Raw genomic sequence first — 24,188 nt, forward strand, 5'->3', positions numbered from 1 at the left:
CGGGCCCCTCCGGGGGGGAGGGACCCGCGACGGTGATTCCGCCCTGACTAAACGTCCAGGTCCTGGACCTCGCTGGCACGCTCCATGATGAACCTGAAGCGGGCGCTGACGTCCTTGCCCATCAAGTCATTGATGAGCCGGTCCGTCTCCAGCGGCTTGTCAATGGTGACGCGCAGGCTCATGCGATGCTTGGGGTCGAGCGTCGTCTCCTTCAGCTCGTCGGGCGTCATCTCACCCAGACCCTTGAAGCGCATGATGTTGGGCTTGGCGTTGCCCTTCGTCTTCTCCTTGATGATGCGGTCGCGGTCCGGCTCATCCAGCGCCCAGTACGTCTCCTTGCCGATGTCCACGCGGTACAGCGGCGGCTGGGCGATGTGGATGGCGCCGCTCTCGATGAGCGGACGCAGGTGCCGGTAGAAGAAGGTGAGCAGCAGCGTGGCGATGTGGTGGCCGTCGCTGTCGGCGTCCATCAGCAGGAAGACGCGGCCGTAGCGCAGCTTGCTGATGTCGAAGTCGGAGCCGATGCCGCAGCCCAGCGCGGACACGATGTCCTGGAGCTCCTTGTTCGTCGTCACCTTGTCGGTGGACGCCTGCTCCGCGTTGAGCACCTTGCCGCGCAGCGGGAGGATGGCCTGGGTGCGCCGGTCCCGACCCTGCTTGGCGGAGCCGCCTGCGGAGTCACCCTCCACGATGAACAGCTCGCTCATGCCCGGGTCCGTGGACGAGCAGTCCGCCAGCTTGCCCGGCAGGTTGAGCCGGTGGCTGACCGCCGTCTTGCGGCTCACCGCCTGTGACGCGGCCCGGCTGGCCTCGCGCGCGCGGGCGGCCAGGACGATGCGCGCCACCACGGACTCCGCGATGGACTTGTTGTCGTTGAGCCACTTCTCCAGCGCCGGACGCAGCACGCCGTCCACCTGGCCACTGACTTCGGGGTTGTTGAGCCGCCCCTTCGTCTGGCCCTGGAACTGCGGCTCCACCACGTAGGTGGACAGGATGGCGGTGATGCCCTCGCGGATGTCCTCCGCGGTGAGCGTCACGCCCTTGGGCGCGATGCCGTGTGTCTCGATGTAGTTGCGCACCGCCTTCACCACCGCGCTGCGCAGGCCCGCCTCGTGCGTGCCGCCCAGCGGGGTGGGGATGCCGTTGACGTACGAGCGGATGTGCTCGTCGGTGGCCTCCGTCCACGCCAGCGAGGCCTCCAGCCGCACTCCGTTGTCGCGCGAGTGGTAGAAGGCCGCGCTGCCGGCGGGCACCAGCGGCTTGTTCCGCTCGGTCACCACCTTGGTGAGGTACTCCGCGATGCCACCGTCGTGCTTGTACGTCACCGACGTGTGGGGGCTGGACGTCTCGTCCTTCCAGACGACCGTCATGCCCTTGTGCAGGTAGCTCTTGGCCTCCAGCCGGTCGCGCACCAGCTCCGCGTCGAACTTCAGCTTCTCGCCGAAGATCTCCGGGTCCGGCTCGAAGGTGACGGCCGTGCCGGTGCCTCGCGTCGCGCCCTCCACCTTCAGCGTGCTGGTGGCCCTGCCCCGCGCGTACGACTGGACGTGCTTCTTGCCGTCGCGCTTGATCTCCACGACGAGCTTGCGCGCCAGCGCGTTCACCACCGAGCTGCCCACGCCGTGCAGACCGCCCGAGTGGATGTAGTTGCCCTGCTCGAACTTGCCGCCCGCGTGAAGCGTCGTGAGGATGACCTCCACGGCCGGCTTCTTGTGCTTGGGCATGATGTCCACGGGGATGCCTCGCCCGTTGTCCACCACCGTGACGCTGCGGCTGTCCTTGTGGAGCGTCACCTCCACGGTGGTGGCGAAGCCGTTGATGACCTCGTCCACCGAGTTGTCGAGGATCTCCCACAGCAAGTGGTGATACCCCGTGCTGTCGGTGCCGCCGATGTACATGGCCGGGCGCTTGCGCACCGGCTCCAGGCCTTCCAGGACCTGGATGTCCGCGCCTGTGTAGGTTTCCTTCTTCGTTGCCATGGCGTCCTCTGCCTAGTCCTTCTTCTCGGGCAACGGGATGAAGGTGACGGGGCGTGCCACCTCCTTCACGGCGTCGCGCTTCGACATCTCGTGGCCCTTGCCGCCGCGGCCCGTCAACCCGTACTTCGCCGGGGACAGGTGCAGCTTGCGGCCCTTCTGCGTCTCGAACTCCAGCTTCGCGTCCTTCTGGGCGGGCGACACGGCGAGGAAGTCCACCACCCGGTCATTGTCGTCCACCTTGATGACGGTGACGCCCTTGCCCGGGCCAGCCAGCTCGTTGACCTCCGCCACCTTGCACACCAGGGCGCTGGTCTTCTCCGTCAGCACCGCCAGCAGGTCTTTGTCCGTCACCGGCTGCACGCCAATGATTTCGTCGCCCTCGCCCGTCTTCGCGTAGCGGCGGCCGGCGCGCGTGGAGACCTCCAGGTGCGGCTCCAGCAGGAAGCGCATGCCCATGCCCTGCTTCGTCACGCCCACCAGCTTCTGCGGGCGCGGCAGCCGCGCGTCCAGCGACAGGGCGGACACCACGCGCTCGCCGTCGTCGAACTTGAAGAACTTCTGCACCGGCTCGCCGTAGCCCGTGGAGGCGGGCACGTCGTTGAAGCGGGTGACGTACGCGGTGCCGAAGTTGCTGAACAGCACCAGGTTCGCCTTCAGGCTGCCGGCCAGCACCGCCATCACCGCGTCGCCTTCACGCAGGCGGGTGGTGGACGGGTCCTTCACCTCGCGCACGCGCTTGACCCAGCCGTCGCGGGTGATGACCACGTGCGCGTCCTCGTCCGCGATGAACGCCTCGGCGCTGAACTCCATCTCCTCGGAGCCCGCGCCGCCAATCCGCGTGCGACGCTTGTCGTTGTAGCGGGCCTTCATTTCGCCCAGCTCGTCCCGGACGGTGCCCCACACCTTGTTCTTGTCCTTGAGGATGCCCTGGATGCGCTTGATTTCGGCGCGCTTCTCCTTGAGCTCCTTCTCCACGACGAGAATCTCCAGGCGGGCCAGCTTGTAGAGCTTCATCTCCAGGATGGCGTCCACCTGGGCTTCATCCAGCTTGAAGCGGGCGATGAGCTTCTTCGCGGCGTCCTGCTTTCCTTCCGACGCGCGGATGATTTTGATCATCTCGTCGAGCGCGTCGTAGACCTTCTCGAAACCCTCCAGGATGTGGACGCGCCGCAGCAGCTCGCCCAGCTCGTGCTCGAAGCGCTTCGTCACCACGTCGAAGCGGAAGGTGAGGAAGTACCAGAGGATGTCCTTGAGGTTGAGCCGCTCGGGCGTGCTCAACTCGGGCTTGTCCTTGATGGGTACCAGGCAGGTGAGGTTGACGCCGAAGTTCGTCTGCAGTGGCGTCTGCTTGTACAGGTACGCCATCACCAGCTCGGGGTTGGCGTCCTTCTTCAGCTCCAGGACGATGCGCACGTCCTTGGTGGATTCGTCGCGCACGTCGGTGATGAGCGGCAGCTTCCGCTCGCGCACCAGGTCGCCGAACTTGGCCACCAGCGTGGACTTGTTCACCGTGTAGGGGATGGAGGTGATGACAATCTGCTGGCCGCCTCGCTTGAGGTCCTCCAGCTTGTACTCACCGCGGATGCGGATGCTCCCCTGGCCCGACTCGTAGATGTCGCGCAGTTCCTTCTTGTCGTTGAGGATCTGCCCGCCGGTGGGGAAGTCCGGACCCTTCACCCACTTGAGCAGGTCCTTCGTCAGGAGCTGCGGGTTCTCGATGAGCGCCACCAGCGCGTCCACCAGCTCGCCCAGGTGGTGCGGCGGGATGTTGGTAGCCATGCCCACGGCGATGCCCGTGGTGCCGTTCATCAGCAGCTGCGGCACCCGCGCGGGGATGACCACCGGCTCCTGCAGCGTGCCGTCGTAGGTCGGCCGGAAGGCCACCGTCTTCTTGCCCAGCTCCGTCAGGAGCTCGCTGGACAGCATCGCCAGACGGCACTCGGTGTAGCGCATGGCCGCCGCGCCGTCGCCGTCGAGCGAGCCGAAGTTGCCGTGGCCGTCCACCAGCGGGTAGCGCAGCGAGAAGTCCTGCGCCATGCGCACCAGCGCCTCGTAGATGGAGGCGTCACCGTGCGGGTGGTACTGACCCATGACACTGCCGACCACCTTGGCGGACTTCTGGTACTTGGCTTCGTGCGTCAGCCGGTGGTCGTGGTACATGCCGAACAGGATGCGGCGCTGCACCGGCTTGAGGCCGTCACGCACGTCCGGCAGGGCGCGCGAGGTGATGACCGACAGGGCGTAGTTGATGTACCGGCGGCGTGCCTCGTCCGCGAGCGAAGCCGGCACGGACCCGTCGCCGTTGCCACCCGCGGCGCCGCCACTCCCGCCACCGCCGCCTCCCCCGGCCCCCTGCTTCTTTCGCGATTTCGATTCGGCTTCTGCGAGCATGGTCGTCAATCCACAGGTGAGAACGCCCCGCACCCCGAACGCGGCGCGCGACCCGCGCACTCCTCACGTTGGAGGGGCAGAGGTATGTAACAGGGCGCCGGGACTACCATGCCACCCTGACATTGGGAACGAATTCGGGGGGTTGCGCACTCTCCAACAGTGCCTACCTATACGTCTGTCCAGTCCTATTTGCCAGCAGAACCCCACTCCAACCCCGCGGAATTCCGAGGTCGGAGGCCTCCTGGCTGGGGCATGGGGCGGGACGGTGGGTGCGGGTGGGACAGGACGGCTCGTCCCCCCTGGCTGCAGGCGGACGCCCTAGGGGGTCGCGTCGCGGGCCTTCCCCCACGAACCGTCCTTGAAGATGCGCACGCCCTTGCCGCTCCCGCTGCCAATCATCCCGGGAATGGTGGCCTGGAGCGGCTTGGCGCCGGGCGGCTGGTAGACGACGCGGGCCTTGCGAGCGGAGGGCAGGGCGGCGCTGGTGGCGTCCACCAGCAGGTAGATGGTTTCGCCGTCCACGTGGAGCCGCTCGGGGTCCTGGCGGTGGTTGAACTCGGCCAGCAGCTCGCCGTCATCCACGGAGGAGGCCTCGCTGCCGAGCAGGCGGACCTTCACCCGCAGCCAGCTCACGGGCGGGGCGCCTTCCTGCTTCGCGTAGTCGCGCACGCCCTGGATGACGACGGCGACGTCGGCGCCGTTGCCGGGCGCGTTCTTCGTCGCGAGGCGCAGGCCCGTCTGCTTGCTGTTGTCGGTGTCGAGCAGCAGCGTGGCGTTGGCGCAGCGGCTCTTGCACTCGTCGCCCCACGGCACCTTGTCGAAGCGCAGGCGCATGGCGAAGTCACTGCCTTGGGGGCCAATGACGGCGTTGACGATGACGGGGCGCTCCCCATCCGGAGGCGCGGCATAGCGGAAGGTGGCGCGCTCCTTGGCGGCGAAGGCGGTGCCGGCGAGCAGGGTGCAAAGGAGCAGTGGGCGCTTCACGTGGAGACCTCCCAGGGGCAAAAAGGGCCTATTCAAGAGGGAAGGGGCCCACCGCATCAAGTCCCGGGCGTTAGAGTGAGGCTTCCGACGAGGAGGATTTCGCGATGCGTGAACCGTACGTGCGGCAGCTCAAGCTCGGGCCCATGGACAACTTCGTCTACCTGGTGGGCCCCCGGCACTCGGACGAAGTGGTGGTGGTGGACCCCGCGTGGGACGTGGAGGCCATCGAGCAGGCGGTGAAACAGGACGGCAAGCGCGTGGTGGGCGCGTTCGTCTCGCACTGCCACTTCGACCACATCAACGGGCTGCCGGACCTGCTGTCGAAGTGGGACGTGCCGGTGTTCGCGCAGCGTGAAGAGGTCCAGTTCTCCCCGGAGCTGCGCGAGCTGGGCGGCGCGCTGCGGCCCCTGGGGCCGGGGGATGACGTGCGCGTTGGGACTGAGACGTTCCAGGCACTGCATACGCCGGGGCACACGCCGGGCTCGCATTGCCTGCTGGCCGGTGACGCGCTCGTGTCCGGGGACACCGTGTTCATCAACGGCTGCGGCCGGTGTGACATGAGCGGGGGCAACCCGGAGGCGATGTACCGCTCCCTGTCGCAGGTGCTGGCGAAGGTGCCCGACAGCGCGAAGCTGTATCCGGGCCACGACTACGCGGACGTGCCGGTGACGTCCATGGAGACGGTGCGGCAGAAGAACCCGTACTTCGCCTTCGACAATGTGGACGCCTTCGTCGCGTTCCGCATGCGGCCTCGCAAGTAGCGGTCCTCGCCGCTGGTGTCTGGCGGCCAACGGGGCCTCACACCGAGGACACGTTTACCCTGAGTGCGTGCCTGTCTATTGAATCGCGCCCGGCAGGAGAGGGGTTTTCGCCTGCCGTTTTTCCTCGCAGTCCAGGCGTCGAGTCAGGAGCGTTCTCATGTTTCAGGAGCAGCTTTCTCCCCAGTCGCAGCAGATGTTCGGTGAGTCGCTGAAGGAGCGGGTCGTCGAAGCCGTTCGCGAGCAGATTGTCTCCGCGATTGAGGATCGGCTCGGCCGCGAGGTGCGTGAGCGCGTGGGGGAGGCCATCCGCCACGCGATGTCCGAGCGCGGCGGGATGCCGCAGGGGTTCGGGATGATGCCCCAGGGCTACGGCATGCCGGAGCCGGAGCGCATCGCGGACGCGCTTTGTTCCCGCCTGGCGGAGACGCTGCGCGAGCGCATCGCCTCCGTGGTGCACGAGCGCATCCGCGACGGCATCCGCGAGCGGCTGGCCGAGTGCGTGCGCGCGGCGCTGATTGAGCAGTGGCAGATGTCCTCCCACGGCTTCGGCGCCCCGGATGCCGAGCGGCTGGCGGAGGCGGTGCGCACGCGGCTGATGGAGGCCCTGCGCGAGCGCATCAACACCGCCGCGCATGACGGCGTGCGCGAGGCCCTGCGCGAGCGGCTGGCGGACACGCTGCGCTCGGTGATGTCGGAGCGCATGCCCGGCTTCAGCCCCCACGACGCGGAGCGGATGGCGGACGCCATTCGCGGGCGCCTGGCCGACGCCCTCCACGAGGGACTGGTGTACAGCCTGCGGGAGCGCGTGCGCGAGGCCCTGCGCGAGCGCCTGGCCGACGGGCTCCGCGGCTTCGTGACGCGCCAGTGGGGCGGCATGGCGGCCGGCTCGTTCGACCCCGATCGCATCGCGATGGCCCTCCAGGACCGGCTGTCCGAGGGGCTCCGTGAGCGCATCAACTCGGCGGTTCGCGAGCGCGTCCGCGAGGTGCTGCGGGAGCGCATGGGCGAGATGCTGCGCGGCGCCATGGCGCGTCACCGGGGCATGATGATGGGGCAGGGCGGGATGATGCCGCAGGGCATGATGATGGGGCAGGGGATGCAGGACGTGGAGCGCCTGGCGGACGCCATCCGCACGCGGCTGGCGGACTCCCTGCGTGAGCGGCTCGTCAGCAGCATGCGCTCGGAGCTGGAATCGGCGCTGCGCTCGCAGCTCCCCGACGCCGTCCGGTCGGCGCTCGGTGAGGCGATGCGCGCCGGTCCGTCCATGATGCCGACGCAGCACAGCGGCGGCGGCGCCGTCGACCCCGAGCGCATCGCGAGCGCGGTGCGTGAGAGCGTGAGCGCCGACGTCCGTGAGCGCGTGGGCGAGATGGTCCGCGAGCGCGTGTCCGAGGTCGTCCGCAACGAGCTGTCCAACGGCGTGCACGCCCCGCAGGCGTGATGCGCCGTCTCCTCGGAGGCGCGGTGGTGAGGTCCGCTGCCCGCCTCCGGGGAGGCATTCCCCCTCCGGCGGGGGACGGTGCTCAGCTGTGAGCTCAGTCCTCCCAGGGATGGGCCTTACGCCAGCGCGCGAAGACGGCCTTGACCTCTTCGGGCGAGGCCGAGATGTACTGGGGCCACAGTGCCCATTTCTTGTGCGGATAGCCGAGCAGGTTGTTCAGCGTGCTGTTGATGGCGTACTTCTGTTTCGCTAGGTCGTCGCACGCGGGCCAGGACGCCAGGATGGCGGCGACCTCCGCTCTGTCGAGTCCGAACACGGAGGGGAACGCCCTTTCGGAGAAGAACGGGCCTTCGACCGCTGCACGAAGACACTCCTCGATGATCTTCTCGTCGCGCGTCATACCGCGCAGTCTATCTGCGCGGCGAGGAGGCGGGTACGCTCAGGGCGACCAGTACATCGGCCCGCCGTTCCAGGTGGTTGTGATCTCCATCTGCGGTGTCGCGTTCCATGGCGAAGGCGTGGTGAAGCCGAGTCCGACGCCCGCTGGCTGGTCCGTGCAACCGGACGTCATCAGGGCACCGGCCATCAGGACGGCCCAGGACAGCGAGCGGGGGGATGCGTGTCGACGCAGACGCATGTGGGGTTCTCCTCGAAGGTGGCGCATCAGGGCGCCGTAGCGGACTTGGACGTTTCGAAGGGGTAGCGCTGGAGCGCGAGCACCGCGCCGCTCGGGTCGGCGATGAGCGCGAGCGAGCCGCCACGCGCGTCCGGGCGCGGGGCCATCAACACTCGGCCACCCAGGGCCTGGGCCCGCGAAGCGAGCGCCGCGGGGTCCTTCACGCGGATATAGGTGAGCCAGTTGGGGCGCGCGCCTTTCACCGGGTTGGCCAGTACGCCGCCTCGGGGATGCTGTCCCTGCGCGAGGACGTAGTGCGGCCCGCCGCCGAGTGGACGCTCACGGACCTCGTAGCCCAGGAGTTCCTTGTAGAAGTCCGCCGCGGCGACGGGGTCCTGGGCCAGGTACTCCATCCACAAGAACTGGCCCTCATCAGGCACGCCCGTGTCGGCCGGGTCTCCGGGCTGGGATCGCACGAAGCCCACCGCCGCGCCCTGCGGGTCGGCGACCACCGCGGCTCTGCCGATGTTCCGCACATCGATGGGCCCGTCGAGCGCCTTGCCGCCGCGAGCACTCACTTCGGTAACGGCGCGGTCCACGTCGGGCACGGAGAGGTAGCCCAACCACAGCGCGCCTTCGCGTTTCTCGGCCGCGTTCGCAGGATGGACGATGCCGCCAATCCAGCGTCCCTGGGCGCGGATGAGGGAGTAGGGGCGGCGGCCTCCTCGGATGTCCACGAACTCCCAGCCGAACAGGTCGCGATAGAAGCGCTTCGCGGCTGCGGGGTTGTCGGTGACGAGGTCGTGCCAGACGAACTTGCCGTAGAGTGGCGTGGGCGACAGGGGGATTCCCTCGCGGGCCGCGCTGTTGGGCGTGGACGCGCACCCGGTCTGGGTGGCGACCGCGCCTCCCACGGCGCACACGCTGGTCAGCAGGAGTCCGCCGCGAATCCACGCGCGCCACGTGCCAGGAAGTTTCATCGTCTCTCCTCGTGCCGCGTCCGGAGCCGCTCGCGGGCTGGATGGCCGGCGGGCTCGGAGGTGCACGGGACAGGACGGGCCGGAGGCTTCGATATGAGGCGGCGGCCTTCAGTCGACAACCCACGGGGTGCGTCCGGGCGACTCTCGGTGAGGTCATTGTGCCCCGCGCGACGTCAGTCAGCCCCCGCGCGCTACACCCGCCGCGCCCGCGCTGTGACGGAGGGCATCTGAACGGCGGCGGACTCCAGCGTCATCAGCGCGTAGGAATCTCGCGAAAGGCCATTCCTTCCAGGCCGAGCTGGCGCACTGTCTCCATGAACCGTTCGGTGCAAACGATGACGGTGGCGTAGTCGCCTACACGGAAGACATCGCGATCGATGGGCAGGGATGCTGCGTCGAGAAGGGGCGCGTCCGGCAGTCGAAGCGCGACCCGGCCACAGGCGTCGCATGGCGGAGCGAGGTCCGAGGGAAGGCAGTCCATATGGAGCCGGCCGCGCGGCTCGATTTGGAGCTCCAGCAACTCCGGCGGCTCCTTCTGGCGGAACCTCAATTCCGTTTTACAGCCGAGCAGTCCCCTGACGCCTTCGGTTTGGAGGCGCTCAAGAGCATCTCGCCGCACGACCCACAGAATGTCCCCCTGTGACGTCAGCGGGCCGAACCTCCCAGCGGCTGTGCCTTCAAGAGGCCCCAGGTGCGTGCCCGGCGGAAGTGGCACGCCGGGGGGGACATAGGGGCGAACCAGCTCTCGCAGTTGCGCGAGTTCCGAAACGGGAACAGGCCAGGGGCGCACGAAGCGTGACCGCTCGGGCACGTGAGACAGGTCCACCCCTGGGTACTGGTGCCCGGCCCCGCCCCACGTCACTCCACAGGCATCGCACTTCACGCCGGGCAGGCGCCACTTGTGTGTGGCATCGAAGCTGCCGTTGAAGGGCGGCGTCCGCTCCTCGCGTATCCAGAAGAACCGCATCATGCACTCAATCTCTCAAGTCCCTGGCTTGGAATGGTAGGCGCGAATGGGCCCGCCCATGAGCTGGAAGCGGTAGAAGAGTTCGCCCGCGTGCTTGAAGATTTCCTCGGGGCTTGCGTTCTCGTTGCGGAGTCTGAACTCGCGCCAGGCTTGGTTCCATGCACCGCCGCTGTTGCCCCCTTTTGTGAATGCGCTGATGAAGGTCCCGGGGAATCGGAAGTGTGTAGTCGTGAATCCTGAGCCCTCTATCCCTGAACCACTCCGCCAGGTCTCTGGCCTGGGGGAAGATGTGGTGCTTCTCCCACCGTCCGGGGGTGAGCCAACGTGAAGGTGGCACCACCCAACCGGCAGCGCCGTTCCAGTTGGGGAACACCATGACAGCGCCCCGCGGGAGGTTCTGGCCTCCTCCCCAATTCCTCCGGGGACCGCGCCCTGGCGCAGCCGCAGCCGCGGGAGGGCGCGCAGGCGGGAACCGCGCCAGCTCTACCGCTCCGGGCACGTCTTCGCAGCGATAGAGTCCGCACGCGTCGCCATGGCAAAGGAGTGAGCTGCAAGGGGCATCATCAGCGGCGGCGCACGTCTCCTCCGCGGTCTCCCAGTCCTGGGACGCGGGCATCCTCGCGGCGTTGGAGCACCCCAGAAAAGACAGCGCGAGCACCGAGAATGCAGAGACCAGAAACGTCCGCATCATCGGAGAGGTCTATCGCGTGTCAGGCTGGGGCCGCGGGAGGCGCTACACCCGCCGCGCCCGCGCCGTGACGGAGGGCATCTGGAGCCCCTTGGGCCTGGCGTGCAGGGACGTGTACGCCGCCACCGCCAGCAGGCCGATGGCGAGCAGCGACCACAGCGCCGCCCACACCACCGCGGGCACGTAGGTGAGGTCCGCCAGGAGCGCCGCGTCACTCTGCGAGCGCACCGCGCTGTTCCACAAATCGGAGCGCAAATCGAACAGCGCATACAGCGCCGTGAAGGCAGCGATGAACAGGTTCAGCGCGTCCACCACCCCATCCGGCAGGAACTTCGCGCCCAGGGCCAGCACCACGGCCGTGCCCAGGCAGAAGAATAGGGTGAAGCTGTCCCCCGCGTACACCACGCCCATGACGGTGAGCCACACGCTGGCCGTGCCCAGCACCCAGCGGCGGAGCCGGAAGCGGAAGGTGGCCAGCATCAGCCCCGCGCCCGCCACCGCGCTGCCCAGGTACCCCCCGGAGTAGACGGCCACCTTGGCGAACAGCCCGGGAGGCAGGCGGGACAGGCAGGAGCCCGACTCGTTGGCCGCCAGGTGGATGCGGTCCACGGAGCCGCCCACCAGCAGCGTCGCCAGGGCGTGCCCGCTCTCGTGCATCATCACCACCAGCACCTTCATGGGCCACAGGGCGGGCGAATCCCAGAAATACCAGCCCACCCCCAGCATGAGGGCGAGCAAGGCCAACCGGCCCAAATCGAGCTGTGCACCGCTGGCGGTCCGCATCGGTTGCTCCCCTCCTGGGACACTCCAACACTTAATCCGGGTTCGTCTTCCACGAAAAAGCCCGGCCTCCAGGCCGCGAAGCGTCACGGCGAAGGGATTCGCTTGCGGGCGCCGGACGGAGTAGGGAGGGGACACCATGAAGAAGACGCTCCTCCTCCTGTCGCTCGTGGCTGCCCCCGCTCTGGCCGGGGAAGGCAAGTGGACTCCCCAGCAGGTCCTGGAGCTGGACCCGGCGTGGCTACGCGCCCAGGGCCTCCAGGTCTCTCCCAAGAAGCTCTGGGATCCGAAGCGTGGCACCGGCCTGCTCGCGGGCGCGGTCAACGTCGGCGGGTGCTCGGGCGCGTTCATCGCCGCCTCGGGTCTGGTCATCACCAACCACCACTGTGCCTTCGGCGTCATCCAGGAGCACAGCACGCCGCAGCGCGACCTCATCACCCAGGGCTTCCTCGCCTCCAAGCGCGAGGACGAACTGCCCGGCAAGGGCTCCCGCGTCCAGGTCCCGCGCAGCTTCACCGACGTGACGAAGACGGTGCTCGCCGCGGTGCCCGCGGACGCGGATGACATCACGCGCTACAAGGCCATCGAGCGGAAGCAGAAGGAGCTGGTCGCCGAGTGCGAGAAGCGTCCCGCCACCCGCTGCCAGGTGGCCACCTTCGATGGCGGCGTCAACTACACGCTGGTGGACGCGGTGGAGCTCACGGACGTGCGGCTCGTCTACGCGCCGCCGCGCGCGGTGGGCGAGTACGGCGGCGAGGAGGACAACTGGATGTGGCCGCGCCACACCGGTGACTTCGCCATCCTCCGCGCGTACACCGCGCCGGACGGCACCTCCGCGCCGTACAGCGACAAGAACGTCCCCTACAAGGCGGAGTTCTTCTTCCCGCTGGCCACCCAGGGCGTGAAGCCCAACGACTTCGTCATGGTGCTGGGCTACCCGGGCATGACGTACCGCGCGCTGCTCGCGGAGGAGATGGCCGAGCGCCAGTCCCGCCTCTACCCGCGCATGCGCGACGTGTTCGGCGAGGCCATCCGCATCCTCGAGGCGGAAGGGGAGAAGGACCCCGCGGGCAAGATTGCCGTCGCCTCGCAGCTCAAGGGCCTGCACAACGTCTACAAGAACTCGGGCGGTCAGCTCGCCGGCCTGAAGCGCGGCCACATCGTGGAGAAGCAGCGCGAGGCGGAGGCCGCCGTCGCGGTGTGGGCGAAGAAGGCGGGCGCGAAGTGGCAGCCGGCGCTGGACGCTCGGGCCGCGCTGCTCGTCGAGCAGTCCGCCATCGCGAAGTCCTTCGACCGTGAGTTCCTCCTGGCCGCATCGTCGCGCCTCGCGAGGGGCCCGGCCCTGGCGGTGACGGTGTCGCGGCTGGCCGCGGAGCGCGCGAAGCCGGACCTGGAGCGCCGCCCGGAGTACATGGAGCGCGAGCACGTCCGCATCAAGGACCGACTGGAGCGCGACCAGAAGAACCTGTTCCTCCCCGCCGAGCGCCAGCTGCTGCTGGCCTTCGTGCGCCGCGCGCAGGCGCTGGGCGCCGACGAGCGCATCGCCGCGGTGGACAAGCACTTCGGCAAGACGTTCTCGGAGAAGGACGTCCTGGCGAAGATTGACGCCATGTACGCGGGCACCCAGGTGCTGACGCTGGACCAGCGCCTGAAGATGGCCACCGAGTCGGTAGGCCAGCTCGAGGCGCGCAAGGACGCGCTGCTCGCGTTCGGTCTGGACCTGGCGAAGGAGCAGGCCGCGCTCGACGAGGTGAAGGACAAGCGTCAGGGCGCCGCGCTGCGGCTGCGGCCGGAGTGGCGCAAGGCGGTGCTGGCGCACGCGGGCAAGCCGGTGGCCCCCGACGCCAACAGCACGCTGCGCGTCAGCTTCGCCAAGGTGCAGGGCTACGCGCCGCGGGACGGCGCCATCTACACGCCGCAGACGACGCTGTCGGGCATGCTGGCCAAGCACACCGGCGAGGAGCCCTTCGACGTCCCGGAGAAGGTCTCCAAGGTCGCCGAGGCGAAGCGCTTTGGCGCGTGGCAGGACAAGAAGCTGAAGGACATCCCGGTGAACTTCCTGTCGGACGCGGACACCACCGGCGGCAACTCCGGCAGCCCCACCGTCAACGGCAAGGGCCAACTGGTGGGCGTCAACTTCGACCGCGTCTGGGAGAACGTGGCCAACGACTTCGGCTACAACCCGGACGTGGCTCGCAACGTCAACGTGGACGTGCGCTACATCCTCTGGATGCTGGACCAGGTGGAGGACGCGGACGCGCTGCTGCGCGAGCTGGGCGTGCGCAAGGGCCCGCCGGTGGCGGGGGAGACGCGCTGATGTCGGACGCGGGGGACGGCTCGCTTCCTTTTCCGGTCTTCAAGCCGGAAGAGCGCGTGTGTGGCAATTGCAAGCTGTTCAGCCCGCAGTCGGTGGATGAGCGCCGGGGCTGGGTGGGCACATGCCGGCTGCACTCGTGGCGGGGCAACTTTCCCCCGTCCGCGCCCATTTGCGACAAGTACACGCCTCGGGGAAGCGCGGCCCCCTTGGCGGTTGCACCCGCGCGCGAGCGGACCGCGCGCAGCGTGGCGCCGGTGGTGGTGCGGCGCCGCGCGGACCCCAACGACGTGGTGGACCTGGAAGGGTTGAGCATGACGCGTGAAGAGCTGATGGACATCTTCCGGGAGGCGTCCGGGTTGCTGGACGCGCCGCCCCTGGCCAACAAGTGGGAGGGCGGCACGATGCGGCTGGTGCCCGCCAACACCGAGCTGCAGCCCAAGGACCTGCCCATCGACAACCTGTTCCACAAGGTCGTCATGGTGCGCGACAGGCTCCGGGTGCTGGAGCAGAAGCTCAACGCGCACCCGAAGCTGTCGGACGCGGAGAAGGTGGAGATGCAGAGCTACATCACCCGCGTCTATGGCTCGCTCACCAGCTTCAACGTCCTCTTCAAGGAGAAGGCGGACCAGTTCGTCGGCTCGAAGAGCGAGGACTGAGCCCGTCCCCGCTCAGGGCTGCTGGCCACGCTCTTCCATCAGGGAGAGCGTGCGCTGGCGGGCGCGGTGGAGCGTGCTCTTCACCGTGCCTTCGGGGATGCGCAGCAGCCGGGCAATTTCCGGGTAGCTCAGGCCGCGCACCTCGCGCAGGTAGAGGACCTGGCGCTGCTGCTCGTTGATGTCCTCCATCGCCTCACCGAAGTGGCGCTCCATCTCCGCGCCCACGGCGAGGGCTTCGGGGGACAGGGGCTCCTGGACGTCGTGGCTCAGCCTGTCTCGGCGCTTGCGCGCCCGCAGCCAGTTGATGCTGCTGTTCACCATGACCCGGTGCAGCCAGGTGCTCCACGCCGCGCGGCCGCCGTAGCCAGGCGCTCGGCGGGCAAGCCGGGCGAAGACGTCCTGCACCACGTCTTCCGCGTCGGCGGTATCACCGACGATGCGTCGGGCAATGGCCAACGCGCGAGGACGGTGCTCGGTATACAACTCGGACAGCGGCGGAAGCGCGCATGCGTGCATGACGGGTGCTCTCCTGACACGCCGGGGTGGACGTACAGGACATGGAACGAATGAGCCGCCAGAAGGGTCTATCGCCCTTCAGGGCCATGCACCGTGGGACACATTCTTCCGGGGCGGGGGCGTCCTTCCTCTGACACCCCCACCTCCCTGGAAGACAGCCTCTACTCCTGCTCGTCCTGCTTCGTGAGGCCCCAGTCCTTCAGCCGCTTGAAGAGGGTGGAGCGGGCCACGCCCAGCTCGCGGGCCACGCGCTCGCGGTTGTTGTTGTACCGCCGCAGCGCCGCCTCGACGATTTGACGCTCCAGCTTCTCCAGCATCTGCTCCAGCGTCATCCCTGGCGGCAGCTCCGGCACGGCGATGCCCGTCTCGCGGTTCAGCTCCTGGTCGAAGGAGATGTCCCCCGCGTCGATGAGGGGCCCCTTGCGCAGCAGCAGCGCGCGGTGCACCACGTTGCGCAGCTCGCGGATGTTGCCCGGCCACGCGTGGTGCTGGAGCCGCTCCAGGGCCGCGGGCGTGAAGCGCACGGACTGGCCACGCGGGGCGTAGGTGCGCACGAAGTGTTCGGCCAGCGAGCCCAGGTCCGCCTTGCGGCTGCGCAGTGGCGGCAGGTGCAGGGGGATGACACAGAGCCGGTAGTACAGGTCCTCGCGGAAGCGGCCCTCGCGCGCCGCCGCCAGCAAGTCTTTGTTGGTGGCCGCCACCACGCGCACGTCCACCGTCTGCGGGCGGCTGGCGCCCACGCGCTTGATTTCGCCACCTTCCAGCGCGCGCAGCAGCTTGGCCTGCAGGTCGAGCGGCAGCTCGCCAATCTCGTCCAGGAAGAGGGTGCCTCCGTCGGCCTCCTCGAAGGCGCCCTTGCGCGCGCCCATGGCGCCGGTGAAGGAGCCCTTCTCATGGCCGAAGAGCTCGCTTTCGATGAGCTCCTTGGAGATGGCCGCGCAGTTGACGGGCACCAGCGGCCGATTCGCCCGCTGCGAGCAGGCGTGGATGGCGCGGGCCACCAGCTCCTTGCCGGTGCCGGACTCGCCCAGAATCGTCACCGCCGCGGAGGACGGGGCCACCCGCTCAATCAACTCCGAGAGCTGCCGCACCGACGGGTCACCGCCAATGATGCCGTGGAAGGACGTGGGCTCCTTGCGCGTGGTGGGCGCGGCGGGCTCCAGCACCAGCTCCGTCTCACCCACGCGCAGCACGGTGGGCAGCGGGACTTCCGCCTCGAAGACGCGTACCGGGCCCAGCCACGTCCCGTTGGTGGAGCGCAGGTCCACGACGTGGAAGGCGCTGTCGCGGCGGGTCACCTTCAGGTGCCGGCTGGAGGCGAAGCGGTCCTGGAGCACCAGGTCGCAGCCGGAGTCCTTGCCCGCGGTGAAGCCTTCACCCGTGAAGCGGTGCACGGACTCGTTGAGGCCCTGCTTCACCCGCACCTGGGCGGGCTGCCAGCGCGGGGCCTGCGTGTCGCGGGACTGGACGGACGTCGTGTGACCCACCTCGGTGGTGACGTCCGCGCCCTCGCCGCCGCCGCTGAGGCGGAACACCGCGCGCCACTGGCCCAGCGCCAGGTCCGCGCCGTCCGGCAGCTCGCCGTGGGTGATGGACTGGCCGGCGACGGTGGTGCCCTTGCCGGACAAATCCTCCACCCGGCAGCGCTCGCCGTCCCACAGCAGGGCCACCTGGAGGCGGCTCACCTCGGGGTCCGGAATGGCGACGTCGCTCTGCTCGCCGCGTCCGAGCACCAGCCGCGCCCGGTCCACCCCCACCCGCAACACCTCGTCGCCACGACGAAAGAACACCAGCTCCGGCATCCCAGCCCTCTCAGCAGTCCAGCCTGAGAGCGCTTTACACGCCCTGGTGTTCAGCTTTCAACCCCGCGCCCTGGCGGCGGACGCGGGGGAGCAGGCGCTCAGCGCCGCGGGAGGAACGTCGGCCGGTTGAGGAAGCCGGCGAGCCGGGCGGCGCGGAAGCTGGGGTCCTTCTTGTCCGGCGGGAGGATGGTGACGCCCGCGCCCACCAGGCCCAGCCGCTTCTGGAACTCCGGGTCCAGCTTGATGTTCACATCCATGCCGGGCTCGCTGTACTCCAGCCGCTTGCCCAGCTTCAGCGTGCCGGTGGCCAGGGCTTCCAACTCGTTGCTCTTCAGGCGCAGCGACTCCACCGTGCCCAGGCCCTTGACGAACTGGATGCGTCCGGTGAGCGCGCCCAGGTCGATTTGCGGCAGGTCCATGGGAACCGCCGAGCCGCCACCCATGGGGATGGCCACCTTGCCGCCCTTGATGACCAGGTTGCGGGTGTCCAGCGTCAGCTCGCCGTTGGCCTGGGACAGGTCTGGTTGCGCGCCGTTCTTGGGCATCGTCAGGGACAGGGCCGCGTTCAGCTCGCCGTCCAGGTCCAGCCCGGTGAAGGCCGGCAGGTTGCCGCCAGAGGCCTGGAGCCCGTCCGCCGTCACCTTCACGCGCGTATCGCCCAGCAGGCCCACGGAGGCGCTCAGCGTGCCGCCCATGACGCTGGCGCGCATCGCGATGCCCGGCGGGAAGAGGGCGGGGCGCAGCGCCACGCTCTCCAGCACCAGCGGCTCACCCAGCTCCGCGGCGCCTAGCATGCCCTCGCCGCGGGAGAGGGCCGCCACCGTGTCCGCGCTCAGCGGCTGGGGCGGCTTGCTCACGCGCACGTTGGTGGCGGTGATGCCCGCCAGGCCAGGCCGCAGCGAACCGATGCGCACCGCGAGCCCCGCCTGGGCCGCTTCGCTGACCAGCCGCTTGCGGATGGCGTCGTATGGGAAGGTGACGAGCAGGCCCACGACGAAGGCCACCACCGCGAACGCGGCGTAGCCGAGGAGAATCTTCCAGCGGGCGGCTTTGGAGTCAGAGGACATGGGTCAGGGCTTCATCCGGTAGGTGGCGACAGTGGTCCACGCCGTCAGCGTGTCCGACGCGGGACGCGGCTCGATGCGCAACAGCTTCACCTTCACCACGCCCGGACCGCTCTCCACCGTCTGCAGGAAGTCGGTCAGCTTGCGCAGGTCCACGTCCGTGAAGGTCAGCTCCACGGCGCTCTCCACGATTTTCCCGTCGCCGATGCCCACCTCGCCCTTGGGCGTCATGTTGGGCACCTGGAGGCCGGCCAGCGTCGCCTTGTCCTCGATGTAGCTGATGAGCTGAACGTTGCTGGACGTGAGTTGCTGCTCCACCGACTGACGGTTGGCCTGGGCCTCGCGGAAGCTGGCGGCCAGCGTGTTCACTTCCTGCAGCTTGGCCAGCTTCTCCTCGGTGCGCTTGCGGTACCCGGACGCGCTGTTGGTGAACGTCATCACCACGGCGAACAGGACGAACACCAGCACCGCCGCGCCGGCGATGGACACCATGCGGCGCTCGCGGTCGCTGAGCCGCTCGAACCACGTCTGGATGGGGGCGAAGACTTCCTGAAGCTTGGCCATGGTCAGCTCTCTCCTCCCTGCTCACCAGGGCATTGCACCTGCACGTCCAGGCGGAAGGACATCTTGCTGCCGTCCCGCGTCTTCTCCACCTTGCCCTGCCGGACGTCCTTGAAGCAGTCGTGGTTCTTGATGGCGTTGGACAGCGTGTCGATCTGCTTCGAGGAGTCCGTCTCGCCCTCGAGGATGACGCGGCCCAGGTCGATCTGGATGCGGGTGAACCTCACCGGCATGTCGTCCGGAACGCGCCCCGTCACCTCCGCCAGGAGGTTGACCGCCGTCAGCCGGGGCAGCGCCGCCGCCGGGCTCTCCACGCCCGCGAGCATGTTGAGCGCGCGGTTGTAGTCCTTCTCGCACCGGCCCAGGATTCGCTGAGTGGTGTCACACAGCACGGCGTCCACCTGCGCCTCGCGCCGCGCCAGCACGGAGTTGCGCACCACGCCGAACGCGATGAGCAGCAGGATGAGCGTGGCCGCGAACGACGCCAGCAAGCCCAGCTTGTCCTTCACGTAGTCGAAGTCGCCCTTGAAGGCGAACTGGCCCCGGCGGAGGTTGAAGCGCGGCGCGCGCACGCCCGCCGCGTTGCCGCGCAGGGACAGCGAATAGGCCTGGGCCGCCACGGGCTGCTCGGCCGCGGGAATCGCCTTCGCGTCCGCGGGCAGCGCCAGCACCCGCACCGGCAGATTCAAGTCCCGGGAGAGCTGCTCGGCGATACCCGGCAGCTTCGCCGTACCACCGCACAACACCACCGCGCCCACCTGCTGACGGGTGCGGGCCGTGTAGGCCTTGAGGGTGGGGCGCAGCTCGCGCAGCATCGGCTGCAGGCCGCGCACGAAGGCCGCCGCCGCGCGCTCCGCGTCCGGGCCCTGCGCCGCGCTGGCCACCGCGCCGTGCTGCTCCTTCCAGTGGTGCGCCTCCGCCAGCGACGTCTGGAACTCCGTCGCCAGCGCCTTGCTCAGGTCCTTGCCGCCACCGGAGAAGGTGCGCGCGAACTGGACGCCCTCACCGGGCTTGCCCACCGACACGGAGGTGCGCTCGTGGCCGATGTCCACCACCGCCACCGCGCCGCCTTCACCCGTGCCCTGGAAGAGGCCCGGGTGCTGCTGGAACAGGTTCTGGTAGGCCAGGCCCGGGTGCGTGACGATGCGCGGGTCCACCTTCAGCTCGGCCAGCAGCGCCAGCAGCGCCGCCAGCTCTTCCTTGCGCACCACGCCCACCAGCAGGTCGCTGGCCTTCTCCTTGCCCTCTCCTTCCTTCAGGCCCACGACCTGGTAGTCGTAGACGACGTCGGAGATGTCGAAGGGCAGCTGGCTGCCGACCTCGAAGGGCAGCGTCGCCTCGATGCGCTTGGCGTCGGAGAAAGGCAGGCTCAGCGCGTGCGTGGTGAGCGCGGGGCCGGGCAGGGCGATGACAATCTGGTCCACGTTGCCCGGCGGGAGCTGGCCCAGCAGCTCCTGCACCGCGGCTCGCAGCGTGTCGGCGCGCTCGCCCTCCTGGGCACGCCGGACCTCGGCGAACCCATGGGTGGTGTGCGTCTTCGTCTTCGCCTCCAGCACCACGCCCTTCACGGCGTGACTGCCGAGGTCCAGGCCAAGGATACGGGCCATGCTATTCCTCTCTCCAATACAGGAGCCGGCCCAGGGTGTCGTCGAGCCGGATGACGGCGGTCAGCGTCTTCTGCACGTTGCCCGCTTCTCCCACAGATTTGATGGTGAAGGTCTGACTCTTGTCGCCCACGAGCCGGTTGCCCGCGACGTTGGATTTCACGGCCGGGTCGACCAGGATGCCCGCGGCTTCCACCACCGCGACGAAGTCCTGCACGGACATCCCGAAGAAGCTGAACATGCGCGCGGCGCGCACGCGTTCGATGAGCTCGTTGAGGAACACCGGGTCCCTCAGGCGCGGGTCCGGCCGCGTCTGGTCCGCCACCGACATGATGGCCAGCCCCATCATCACCGGGTCATCGGTGTTGATGTTGGGCCGGCGGTTGATGTCCGGATAGACGGTGAGGCGGTCCCGGAACGCCGACATGAACTGGTCGTTGATGCCGTGGACCCGGTACAGCTCGTCCACGCTGTCGAAGCGCGCGTTCTTGGGCTGATAGCCGGGTTCATAACGGCTGTAGGCCGCGCCTTCATCCGAGAACCCACCCGGCAGCGGATTCACTGGGTCCACCGGGTTGAAGGCCGAGCCCGTCCGGTCGTCGTCCGCCCAGTCCTTGAGGGCCAGGAGGACGTCCTGGGGCGTGCTGCGCACCTTGTTGGCGTCGTCCCGCTCCCAGAGGAACTCGAAGCGCGGGTCCGCCATCATGTCCATGAGCCGCAGCGCCGTGGGCCGCGCGTCACCCGCGCCCGCGATGAGGCGGTGCACGTTGAGCTTCTCTTCCTCGTCGGAGATGGTGGCCAGGAAGCAGCCCTCGAAGCCGCCAAAGGAGCGCATGGTCATCTGCGAGGCGACCTCGCGCGTCGCCGGGTCCGCGTCCTCGTCATCCAGCTTGAAGTTGTCGTCCTGCTTGGGCTCCAGCGCGGAGACCTCTCCACCCGCGCCGTCGTTCTTCACCAGCCCGCGGAGCATGTGGCAGTCCACGCGTGCCATCTTGAAGAGCTGGATGTTGAGCGAGGAGGGCTGCACCTGCCCGGCCTGCGGCGTGCCGCCGATGCCCAACTGCCCCAGGATGGCCGCCGGGTTGGGGATGGGCGTCTGGTCCACCTGCTTCTGGAAGCGCAGCAGCAGCCGCGACAGCGCGATGCCCGAGCGCGCCATGTAGTAGGCGCGCACTTCGTCCCGCTGGTTGGCCGCCAGCTGCAGGTCCACCCGGCTGTTGTAGGCGAAGTCGGTGGCAATCACCGTCAGGATGGCGATGGAGACAATGGCGATGATGAGCGCCACGCCGCGCGAGCGCCGCTCCCGCCGCGCCGGGCGGGGCAGGGGCTTGCGTCGCCGCCGGGGCGTCTGCTGGAAGAAGGGCAGGGGCATGGCTCAGTACCTCGGCAGCTCCGTGTTGAGCATGATTCGGGCCTGGGTGACGTAACGGGCTTCCTTGCCCGTTTCGTCCACCGCCGTCACCGTCACGCGCACCCGGGTGGGCAGGATGGCCTTGCGCTCGATGCGCCGCGTGTCCCACTCGTCATCCCACTCCTTCTTCTCCGAATCCCAATAGGCGAACTCCAGCTCCTTCACGCCTTCGAAGAGCACGTCCACGTGGCCGCCCTGCTCCATGCGCTCGTCGATGTTCGGGTTGACGCGCCGCTTGAGGTCCTGCCGGCCGCGGGCCTCCCGGTCCTCCGACGCCTCCACGAAGTACTCGACGATGGCCTGGTCGGACTCCTTCACGTCCGTGTAGAGGCGCTGGTGCGAGAAGGTGGTGAACAGCAGCTTGCCACGCTCCCCCACGAAGTTGCTGGGCCGGTCGTTCTGGTCCCGGAAGCGGGTGGAGTCGTAGCGGTCGCTGACGTAGGCCGAGCCAATCTCACGCGCCATGCGGTTCATGGCCACGCGGACCTGCCGGTAGCGGTCCGCGTCCACCTCCACCGTCTCCTTCGCCGTCAGGCCCGTCTGGAAGGCCATGGCCACCACCGTGCCCATGAGGGCGGTGATGGCGACGGCCACCATGACCTCCATCAGCGTGAAGCCTCGCGTGCGACGCCGCATCATCGACCCCCTCGGAAGCCGCCCGGCAGAATCGGGTTGCCCAGCGGGTTGCCGCCCATGTTCCCCCGGCGGCTGCCCAGGTCCTGCTGCGCGTCGGACAGGCGGCGCAGGGGCTGGCGCGTCGTCGGGTCCAGCATGACGCCGTTGGGGCCGGGGATGGGGTTGGCCACGGGCCGCCCGTCCTGCGTCACCCACTGGTTGTCGGAGCCTCCGCCCTGGGCCGCGGCGGCGCCGCCGTTGCGGTCCGAGCCCGGCCCGAGCGACACGATGTGCGTCACCAGGTCGATGCTCTCCACCTGCGTGCCTTCCTGCCAGTAGACGGTGAGGTGCACCTCGCGGACCGTCTGGGTGATCTGCTCCACCATCTGCGTGAACATGGGCTGGGCCATGCCCATGGCCGCGCCACCCATGCCACCCAGGCCCGCGGCCTGCGGCCCGCCGGAGGACGCGCCGTCCTTGCCGCCAGCACCGCCTCCGAAGAGGCCCGCCAGTCCGGACATCGGGTCATCACCGCTGGCGTTGTCGCCAATGGGCAGGTTGAAGATGGCGCCAATGAGCTGGTCCGGCGTCACGCCGTCCGTCTTGGGCGCGATGATGCGCGCGCGCCACTTGAACTGGTTCCAGCCTTCATCGGAGAAGTCCCCGGACTCCTCCTTGTCGTCGAGGCTGAAGCCGTCGTCGTAGAGGTCCTGCTCCAGGTCCGTCATCTTCGACCGGGCCAGCAGCGACGCCACGGTGAGGCGCTTGGTATAGACGTGGTTGGACACCGCGCCCGCGTTGAGGTCGAAGATGGCCATCAGCGCCATCCCGAGGATGGCGAGCGCCACCACCACTTCCAGCAGCGTGAAACCCTGGGCGCGCCTCATCGCGGCACCTCCAGCGCCTCGGCGACAATCTGCACCTTGCCAGTGAGCGGTGACACGTCCAGCGTCCAGACGTTGTCTCCCTGCTGCACGTAGACGTAGGCCTTCTCCGTGTAGCCCTGCGGGAAGAAGTAGAGGTACGCCACGCCATTCTCCACCGGCTGACGCTGGTGGCGCGTCCACACGGAGACCTTGACGTCCGCTGGCAGCTCGCGCGCGGGGACCTCTTCGGAGGTGTAGGAGGAGAAGCGGGCCGCGTTCTCCACGCGCAGCTTCTCACCCTCCAGCAGCTCCTGCGCGCTGGGGGCATTCGTCCCGCTGCCGCCGCCCAGGTAGCTGCGCCGCTCGTCACGGCCGCCGCCGCTGCCCCGGTTGCGCGCGGCGCGCTCGCGTTCGGTGTTCTCTGCGCGCAGCGTCTCGTCGCGGTCTCTCGCGGTGGTGACGGCGCCCTCCGCGCATTCGGCGTGATAGCGCGTGGCCTGCTCGCTCTTGGGGTCGGGAATCTCGAAGACCAGCCGGCACGTCTGCCCGCGCAGCGCCGCCGAGTCGTAGAGCGAGCGGATGAGGCCCGCCAGCTCGCCCGCGCTGCCCTTGGCTTTGGCTCCGGTGATGGAGCCGATGCCCATCACCGCCGCGGAGAACAGCATCGCGACGATGATGATGGCGATGGAGATTTCGATGAGCGTCAGGCCGCGCTGGGCGCGGTGGCTCCGCTTCGTCATGGCTCCCCCCAACCGGCGGCCAGCACACCGCCACTGCTCAGGTCCGCGGCAGGCCCCGTTCCGCCCGGCTTGCCGTCGGCGCCATAGGAGACGACGGCGCCCGTGGAGCCGTCCATCCAGTACACGTACGGATGGCCCCAGGGGTCCTCCGGCACGCGGTCCAGGAGCCGGGCCTGGATGAGCGGCGTGAAGCCTTCGGCCTGGGAGGGGAAGCGGCCCATCAGCCGGTGGTGGGACTTGAACATGCCCTCCAGCTGGCGGATGTCCGTGCGAGCCCGGCGCTGGTTGGCGTCCAGCGTTCGGTCCTCCGTCACGTAGACCAGCGTGAAGGCAAGCCCCGTGGCGGCCACGAAGACGAACGCGAGGAGGAACCGCCCCAGTCTCCGGCGGCGGTCCGGCCCCTCGTGCGAGGGCGTCGGGGATGGAATGGCGTCGTGCTCTTTCATGCC

The 24,188-nt window shown here is 68.8% G+C and carries 22 protein-coding genes and 1 pseudogene; 4 read left to right on the plus strand and 19 right to left on the minus strand.

The features are described from left to right. Window positions 1–47: 47 nt before the first annotated feature. From BHS09_RS12170 to BHS09_RS12180, 3 genes are all read right to left on the minus strand, one after another. Complete coding sequence (locus tag BHS09_RS12170; protein ID WP_140797949.1) at window positions 48–1,979, minus strand: DNA gyrase/topoisomerase IV subunit B; 1,932 nt, start codon at window positions 1,977–1,979, stop codon at window positions 48–50. Between the two features lie 12 nt (window positions 1,980–1,991). Next, on the minus strand, window positions 1,992–4,370 hold the full coding sequence (locus BHS09_RS12175; protein WP_174260525.1) for a DNA gyrase/topoisomerase IV subunit A: 2,379 nt from the start codon (window positions 4,368–4,370) through the stop codon (window positions 1,992–1,994). Window positions 4,371–4,688: 318 nt separating this feature from the next. Then, window positions 4,689–5,354 carry a hypothetical protein gene (locus BHS09_RS12180; protein WP_140789858.1) on the minus strand — a complete coding sequence of 222 codons (666 nt, stop codon included), beginning with the start codon at window positions 5,352–5,354 and terminating at the stop codon, window positions 4,689–4,691. Between the two features lie 104 nt (window positions 5,355–5,458). Here BHS09_RS12180 and BHS09_RS12185 point away from each other — a divergent pair, with 104 nt between their 5' ends. Together BHS09_RS12185 and BHS09_RS12190 are read left to right on the plus strand one after the other, a co-directional pair. Then, window positions 5,459–6,115, plus strand: a complete 657-nt coding sequence (locus BHS09_RS12185; protein ID WP_140789860.1) for an MBL fold metallo-hydrolase — start codon at window positions 5,459–5,461, stop codon at window positions 6,113–6,115. Window positions 6,116–6,272: 157 nt separating this feature from the next. Continuing rightward, window positions 6,273–7,556 carry a hypothetical protein gene (locus tag BHS09_RS12190; RefSeq protein WP_140797951.1) on the plus strand — a complete coding sequence of 428 codons (1,284 nt, stop codon included), beginning with the start codon at window positions 6,273–6,275 and terminating at the stop codon, window positions 7,554–7,556. 94 nt (window positions 7,557–7,650) lie between these two features. On the opposite strand, the gene BHS09_RS12195 is transcribed toward BHS09_RS12190, so the two are convergent. The 6 genes and pseudogenes from BHS09_RS12195 to BHS09_RS12220 all read right to left on the minus strand — a co-directional run bounded on the left by BHS09_RS12195 (window position 7,651) and on the right by BHS09_RS12220 (window position 11,590). Continuing rightward, window positions 7,651–7,956 (minus strand): hypothetical protein, encoded by a 306-nt coding sequence (locus BHS09_RS12195; RefSeq protein WP_140789862.1) that lies wholly within the window; start codon window positions 7,954–7,956, stop codon window positions 7,651–7,653. Between the two features lie 39 nt (window positions 7,957–7,995). Then, on the minus strand, window positions 7,996–8,193 hold the full coding sequence (locus BHS09_RS12200; protein WP_140789863.1) for a hypothetical protein: 198 nt from the start codon (window positions 8,191–8,193) through the stop codon (window positions 7,996–7,998). Between the two features lie 26 nt (window positions 8,194–8,219). Next, window positions 8,220–9,152, minus strand: a complete 933-nt coding sequence (locus tag BHS09_RS12205) for a VOC family protein (RefSeq protein WP_140789864.1) — start codon at window positions 9,150–9,152, stop codon at window positions 8,220–8,222. Window positions 9,153–9,405: 253 nt separating this feature from the next. Continuing rightward, on the minus strand, window positions 9,406–10,122 hold the full coding sequence (sitI6, locus tag BHS09_RS12210; protein WP_140789865.1) for a SitI6 family double-CXXCG motif immunity protein: 717 nt from the start codon (window positions 10,120–10,122) through the stop codon (window positions 9,406–9,408). 12 nt (window positions 10,123–10,134) lie between these two features. Beyond that, window positions 10,135–10,807 (minus strand): annotated as a pseudogene (gene sitA6, locus BHS09_RS12215) (SitA6 family polymorphic toxin lipoprotein). 45 nt (window positions 10,808–10,852) lie between these two features. Further along, window positions 10,853–11,590: a M50 family metallopeptidase gene (locus tag BHS09_RS12220; protein ID WP_140789867.1), complete on the minus strand. Its 738-nt coding sequence runs from the start codon at window positions 11,588–11,590 to the stop codon at window positions 10,853–10,855. A 136-nt stretch (window positions 11,591–11,726) separates the two neighbouring features. Here BHS09_RS12220 and BHS09_RS12225 point away from each other — a divergent pair, with 136 nt between their 5' ends. Both BHS09_RS12225 and BHS09_RS12230 read left to right on the plus strand, forming a co-directional pair. Further along, entirely contained in the window at window positions 11,727–13,904 is a 2,178-nt protein-coding gene (locus BHS09_RS12225) for a S46 family peptidase (protein ID WP_140789869.1), read from the plus strand. Continuing rightward, complete coding sequence (locus BHS09_RS12230) at window positions 13,904–14,560, plus strand: hypothetical protein (protein ID WP_140797952.1); 657 nt, start codon at window positions 13,904–13,906, stop codon at window positions 14,558–14,560. The genes BHS09_RS12225 and BHS09_RS12230 overlap by 1 nt, the downstream gene beginning before the upstream one ends. 12 nt (window positions 14,561–14,572) lie before the next feature. Here the strand turns inward: BHS09_RS12230 and BHS09_RS12235 are convergent, their stop codons facing one another. The 10 genes from BHS09_RS12235 to BHS09_RS12280 all read right to left on the minus strand — a co-directional run bounded on the left by BHS09_RS12235 (window position 14,573) and on the right by BHS09_RS12280 (window position 24,185). Then, window positions 14,573–15,076: an RNA polymerase sigma factor gene (locus BHS09_RS12235; RefSeq protein ID WP_011552571.1), complete on the minus strand. Its 504-nt coding sequence runs from the start codon at window positions 15,074–15,076 to the stop codon at window positions 14,573–14,575. Window positions 15,077–15,237: 161 nt separating this feature from the next. Beyond that, window positions 15,238–16,878 carry a sigma 54-interacting transcriptional regulator gene (locus BHS09_RS12240; protein ID WP_140789873.1) on the minus strand — a complete coding sequence of 547 codons (1,641 nt, stop codon included), beginning with the start codon at window positions 16,876–16,878 and terminating at the stop codon, window positions 15,238–15,240. A gap of 98 nt (window positions 16,879–16,976) precedes the next feature. Continuing rightward, entirely contained in the window at window positions 16,977–17,945 is a 969-nt protein-coding gene (gene gspN / locus BHS09_RS12245; protein ID WP_140797953.1) for a type II secretion system protein GspN, read from the minus strand. A 3-nt stretch (window positions 17,946–17,948) separates the two neighbouring features. Further along, window positions 17,949–18,506 (minus strand): type II secretion system protein GspM, encoded by a 558-nt coding sequence (gspM, locus tag BHS09_RS12250; RefSeq protein WP_140789877.1) that lies wholly within the window; start codon window positions 18,504–18,506, stop codon window positions 17,949–17,951. Between the two features lie 2 nt (window positions 18,507–18,508). Beyond that, window positions 18,509–20,110, minus strand: coding sequence for a pilus assembly protein PilM (gene pilM, locus BHS09_RS12255; protein WP_140789879.1), 1,602 nt, complete (start codon window positions 20,108–20,110; stop codon window positions 18,509–18,511). A 1-nt stretch (window position 20,111) separates the two neighbouring features. Continuing rightward, window positions 20,112–21,479: a type II secretion system minor pseudopilin gene (locus BHS09_RS12260; RefSeq protein WP_140797954.1), complete on the minus strand. Its 1,368-nt coding sequence runs from the start codon at window positions 21,477–21,479 to the stop codon at window positions 20,112–20,114. Window positions 21,480–21,482: 3 nt separating this feature from the next. Then, on the minus strand, window positions 21,483–22,154 hold the full coding sequence (locus tag BHS09_RS12265) for a type II secretion system protein GspJ (protein WP_140796429.1): 672 nt from the start codon (window positions 22,152–22,154) through the stop codon (window positions 21,483–21,485). Next, entirely contained in the window at window positions 22,154–23,020 is an 867-nt protein-coding gene (locus BHS09_RS12270; RefSeq protein WP_140789882.1) for a type IV pilus modification PilV family protein, read from the minus strand. The genes BHS09_RS12265 and BHS09_RS12270 overlap by 1 nt, the downstream gene beginning before the upstream one ends. Next, window positions 23,017–23,739 (minus strand): prepilin-type N-terminal cleavage/methylation domain-containing protein, encoded by a 723-nt coding sequence (locus tag BHS09_RS12275; protein ID WP_174258740.1) that lies wholly within the window; start codon window positions 23,737–23,739, stop codon window positions 23,017–23,019. Before BHS09_RS12275 ends, BHS09_RS12270 begins: the two co-directional genes overlap by 4 nt. Further along, entirely contained in the window at window positions 23,736–24,185 is a 450-nt protein-coding gene (locus BHS09_RS12280; protein ID WP_174260526.1) for a type II secretion system protein GspG, read from the minus strand. The genes BHS09_RS12275 and BHS09_RS12280 overlap by 4 nt, the downstream gene beginning before the upstream one ends. Between the last annotated feature and the right edge of the window lie 3 nt (window positions 24,186–24,188).

It is taken from the genome of Myxococcus xanthus (genome assembly GCF_006402735.1).
GTDB classification, from domain to species: domain Bacteria; phylum Myxococcota; class Myxococcia; order Myxococcales; family Myxococcaceae; genus Myxococcus; species Myxococcus xanthus_A.

Coding starts and splice junctions, on each gene's coding strand:
- BHS09_RS12190 (WP_140797951.1), top strand. CDS start 6,273: ATGTTTCAGGAGCAGCTTTCTCCCCAGTCGCAGCAGATGTTCGGTGAG.
- gspM (WP_140789877.1), bottom strand. CDS start 18,506: ATGGCCAAGCTTCAGGAAGTCTTCGCCCCCATCCAGACGTGGTTCGAG.
- BHS09_RS12225 (WP_140789869.1), top strand. CDS start 11,727: ATGAAGAAGACGCTCCTCCTCCTGTCGCTCGTGGCTGCCCCCGCTCTG.
- BHS09_RS12235 (WP_011552571.1), bottom strand. CDS start 15,076: ATGCACGCATGCGCGCTTCCGCCGCTGTCCGAGTTGTATACCGAGCAC.
- sitI6 (WP_140789865.1), bottom strand. CDS start 10,122: ATGATGCGGTTCTTCTGGATACGCGAGGAGCGGACGCCGCCCTTCAAC.
- BHS09_RS12230 (WP_140797952.1), top strand. CDS start 13,904: ATGTCGGACGCGGGGGACGGCTCGCTTCCTTTTCCGGTCTTCAAGCCG.
- BHS09_RS12275 (WP_174258740.1), bottom strand. CDS start 23,739: ATGACGAAGCGGAGCCACCGCGCCCAGCGCGGCCTGACGCTCATCGAA.
- BHS09_RS12280 (WP_174260526.1), bottom strand. CDS start 24,185: ATGAAAGAGCACGACGCCATTCCATCCCCGACGCCCTCGCACGAGGGG.
- BHS09_RS12200 (WP_140789863.1), bottom strand. CDS start 8,193: ATGCGTCTGCGTCGACACGCATCCCCCCGCTCGCTGTCCTGGGCCGTC.
- BHS09_RS12175 (WP_174260525.1), bottom strand. CDS start 4,370: ATGCTCGCAGAAGCCGAATCGAAATCGCGAAAGAAGCAGGGGGCCGGG.
- BHS09_RS12185 (WP_140789860.1), top strand. CDS start 5,459: ATGCGTGAACCGTACGTGCGGCAGCTCAAGCTCGGGCCCATGGACAAC.
- BHS09_RS12265 (WP_140796429.1), bottom strand. CDS start 22,154: ATGCGGCGTCGCACGCGAGGCTTCACGCTGATGGAGGTCATGGTGGCC.
- BHS09_RS12270 (WP_140789882.1), bottom strand. CDS start 23,020: ATGAGGCGCGCCCAGGGTTTCACGCTGCTGGAAGTGGTGGTGGCGCTC.
- pilM (WP_140789879.1), bottom strand. CDS start 20,110: ATGGCCCGTATCCTTGGCCTGGACCTCGGCAGTCACGCCGTGAAGGGC.
- gspN (WP_140797953.1), bottom strand. CDS start 17,945: ATGTCCTCTGACTCCAAAGCCGCCCGCTGGAAGATTCTCCTCGGCTAC.
- BHS09_RS12220 (WP_140789867.1), bottom strand. CDS start 11,590: ATGCGGACCGCCAGCGGTGCACAGCTCGATTTGGGCCGGTTGGCCTTG.
- BHS09_RS12170 (WP_140797949.1), bottom strand. CDS start 1,979: ATGGCAACGAAGAAGGAAACCTACACAGGCGCGGACATCCAGGTCCTG.
- BHS09_RS12260 (WP_140797954.1), bottom strand. CDS start 21,479: ATGCCCCTGCCCTTCTTCCAGCAGACGCCCCGGCGGCGACGCAAGCCC.
- BHS09_RS12195 (WP_140789862.1), bottom strand. CDS start 7,956: ATGACGCGCGACGAGAAGATCATCGAGGAGTGTCTTCGTGCAGCGGTC.
- BHS09_RS12240 (WP_140789873.1), bottom strand. CDS start 16,878: ATGCCGGAGCTGGTGTTCTTTCGTCGTGGCGACGAGGTGTTGCGGGTG.
- BHS09_RS12205 (WP_140789864.1), bottom strand. CDS start 9,152: ATGAAACTTCCTGGCACGTGGCGCGCGTGGATTCGCGGCGGACTCCTG.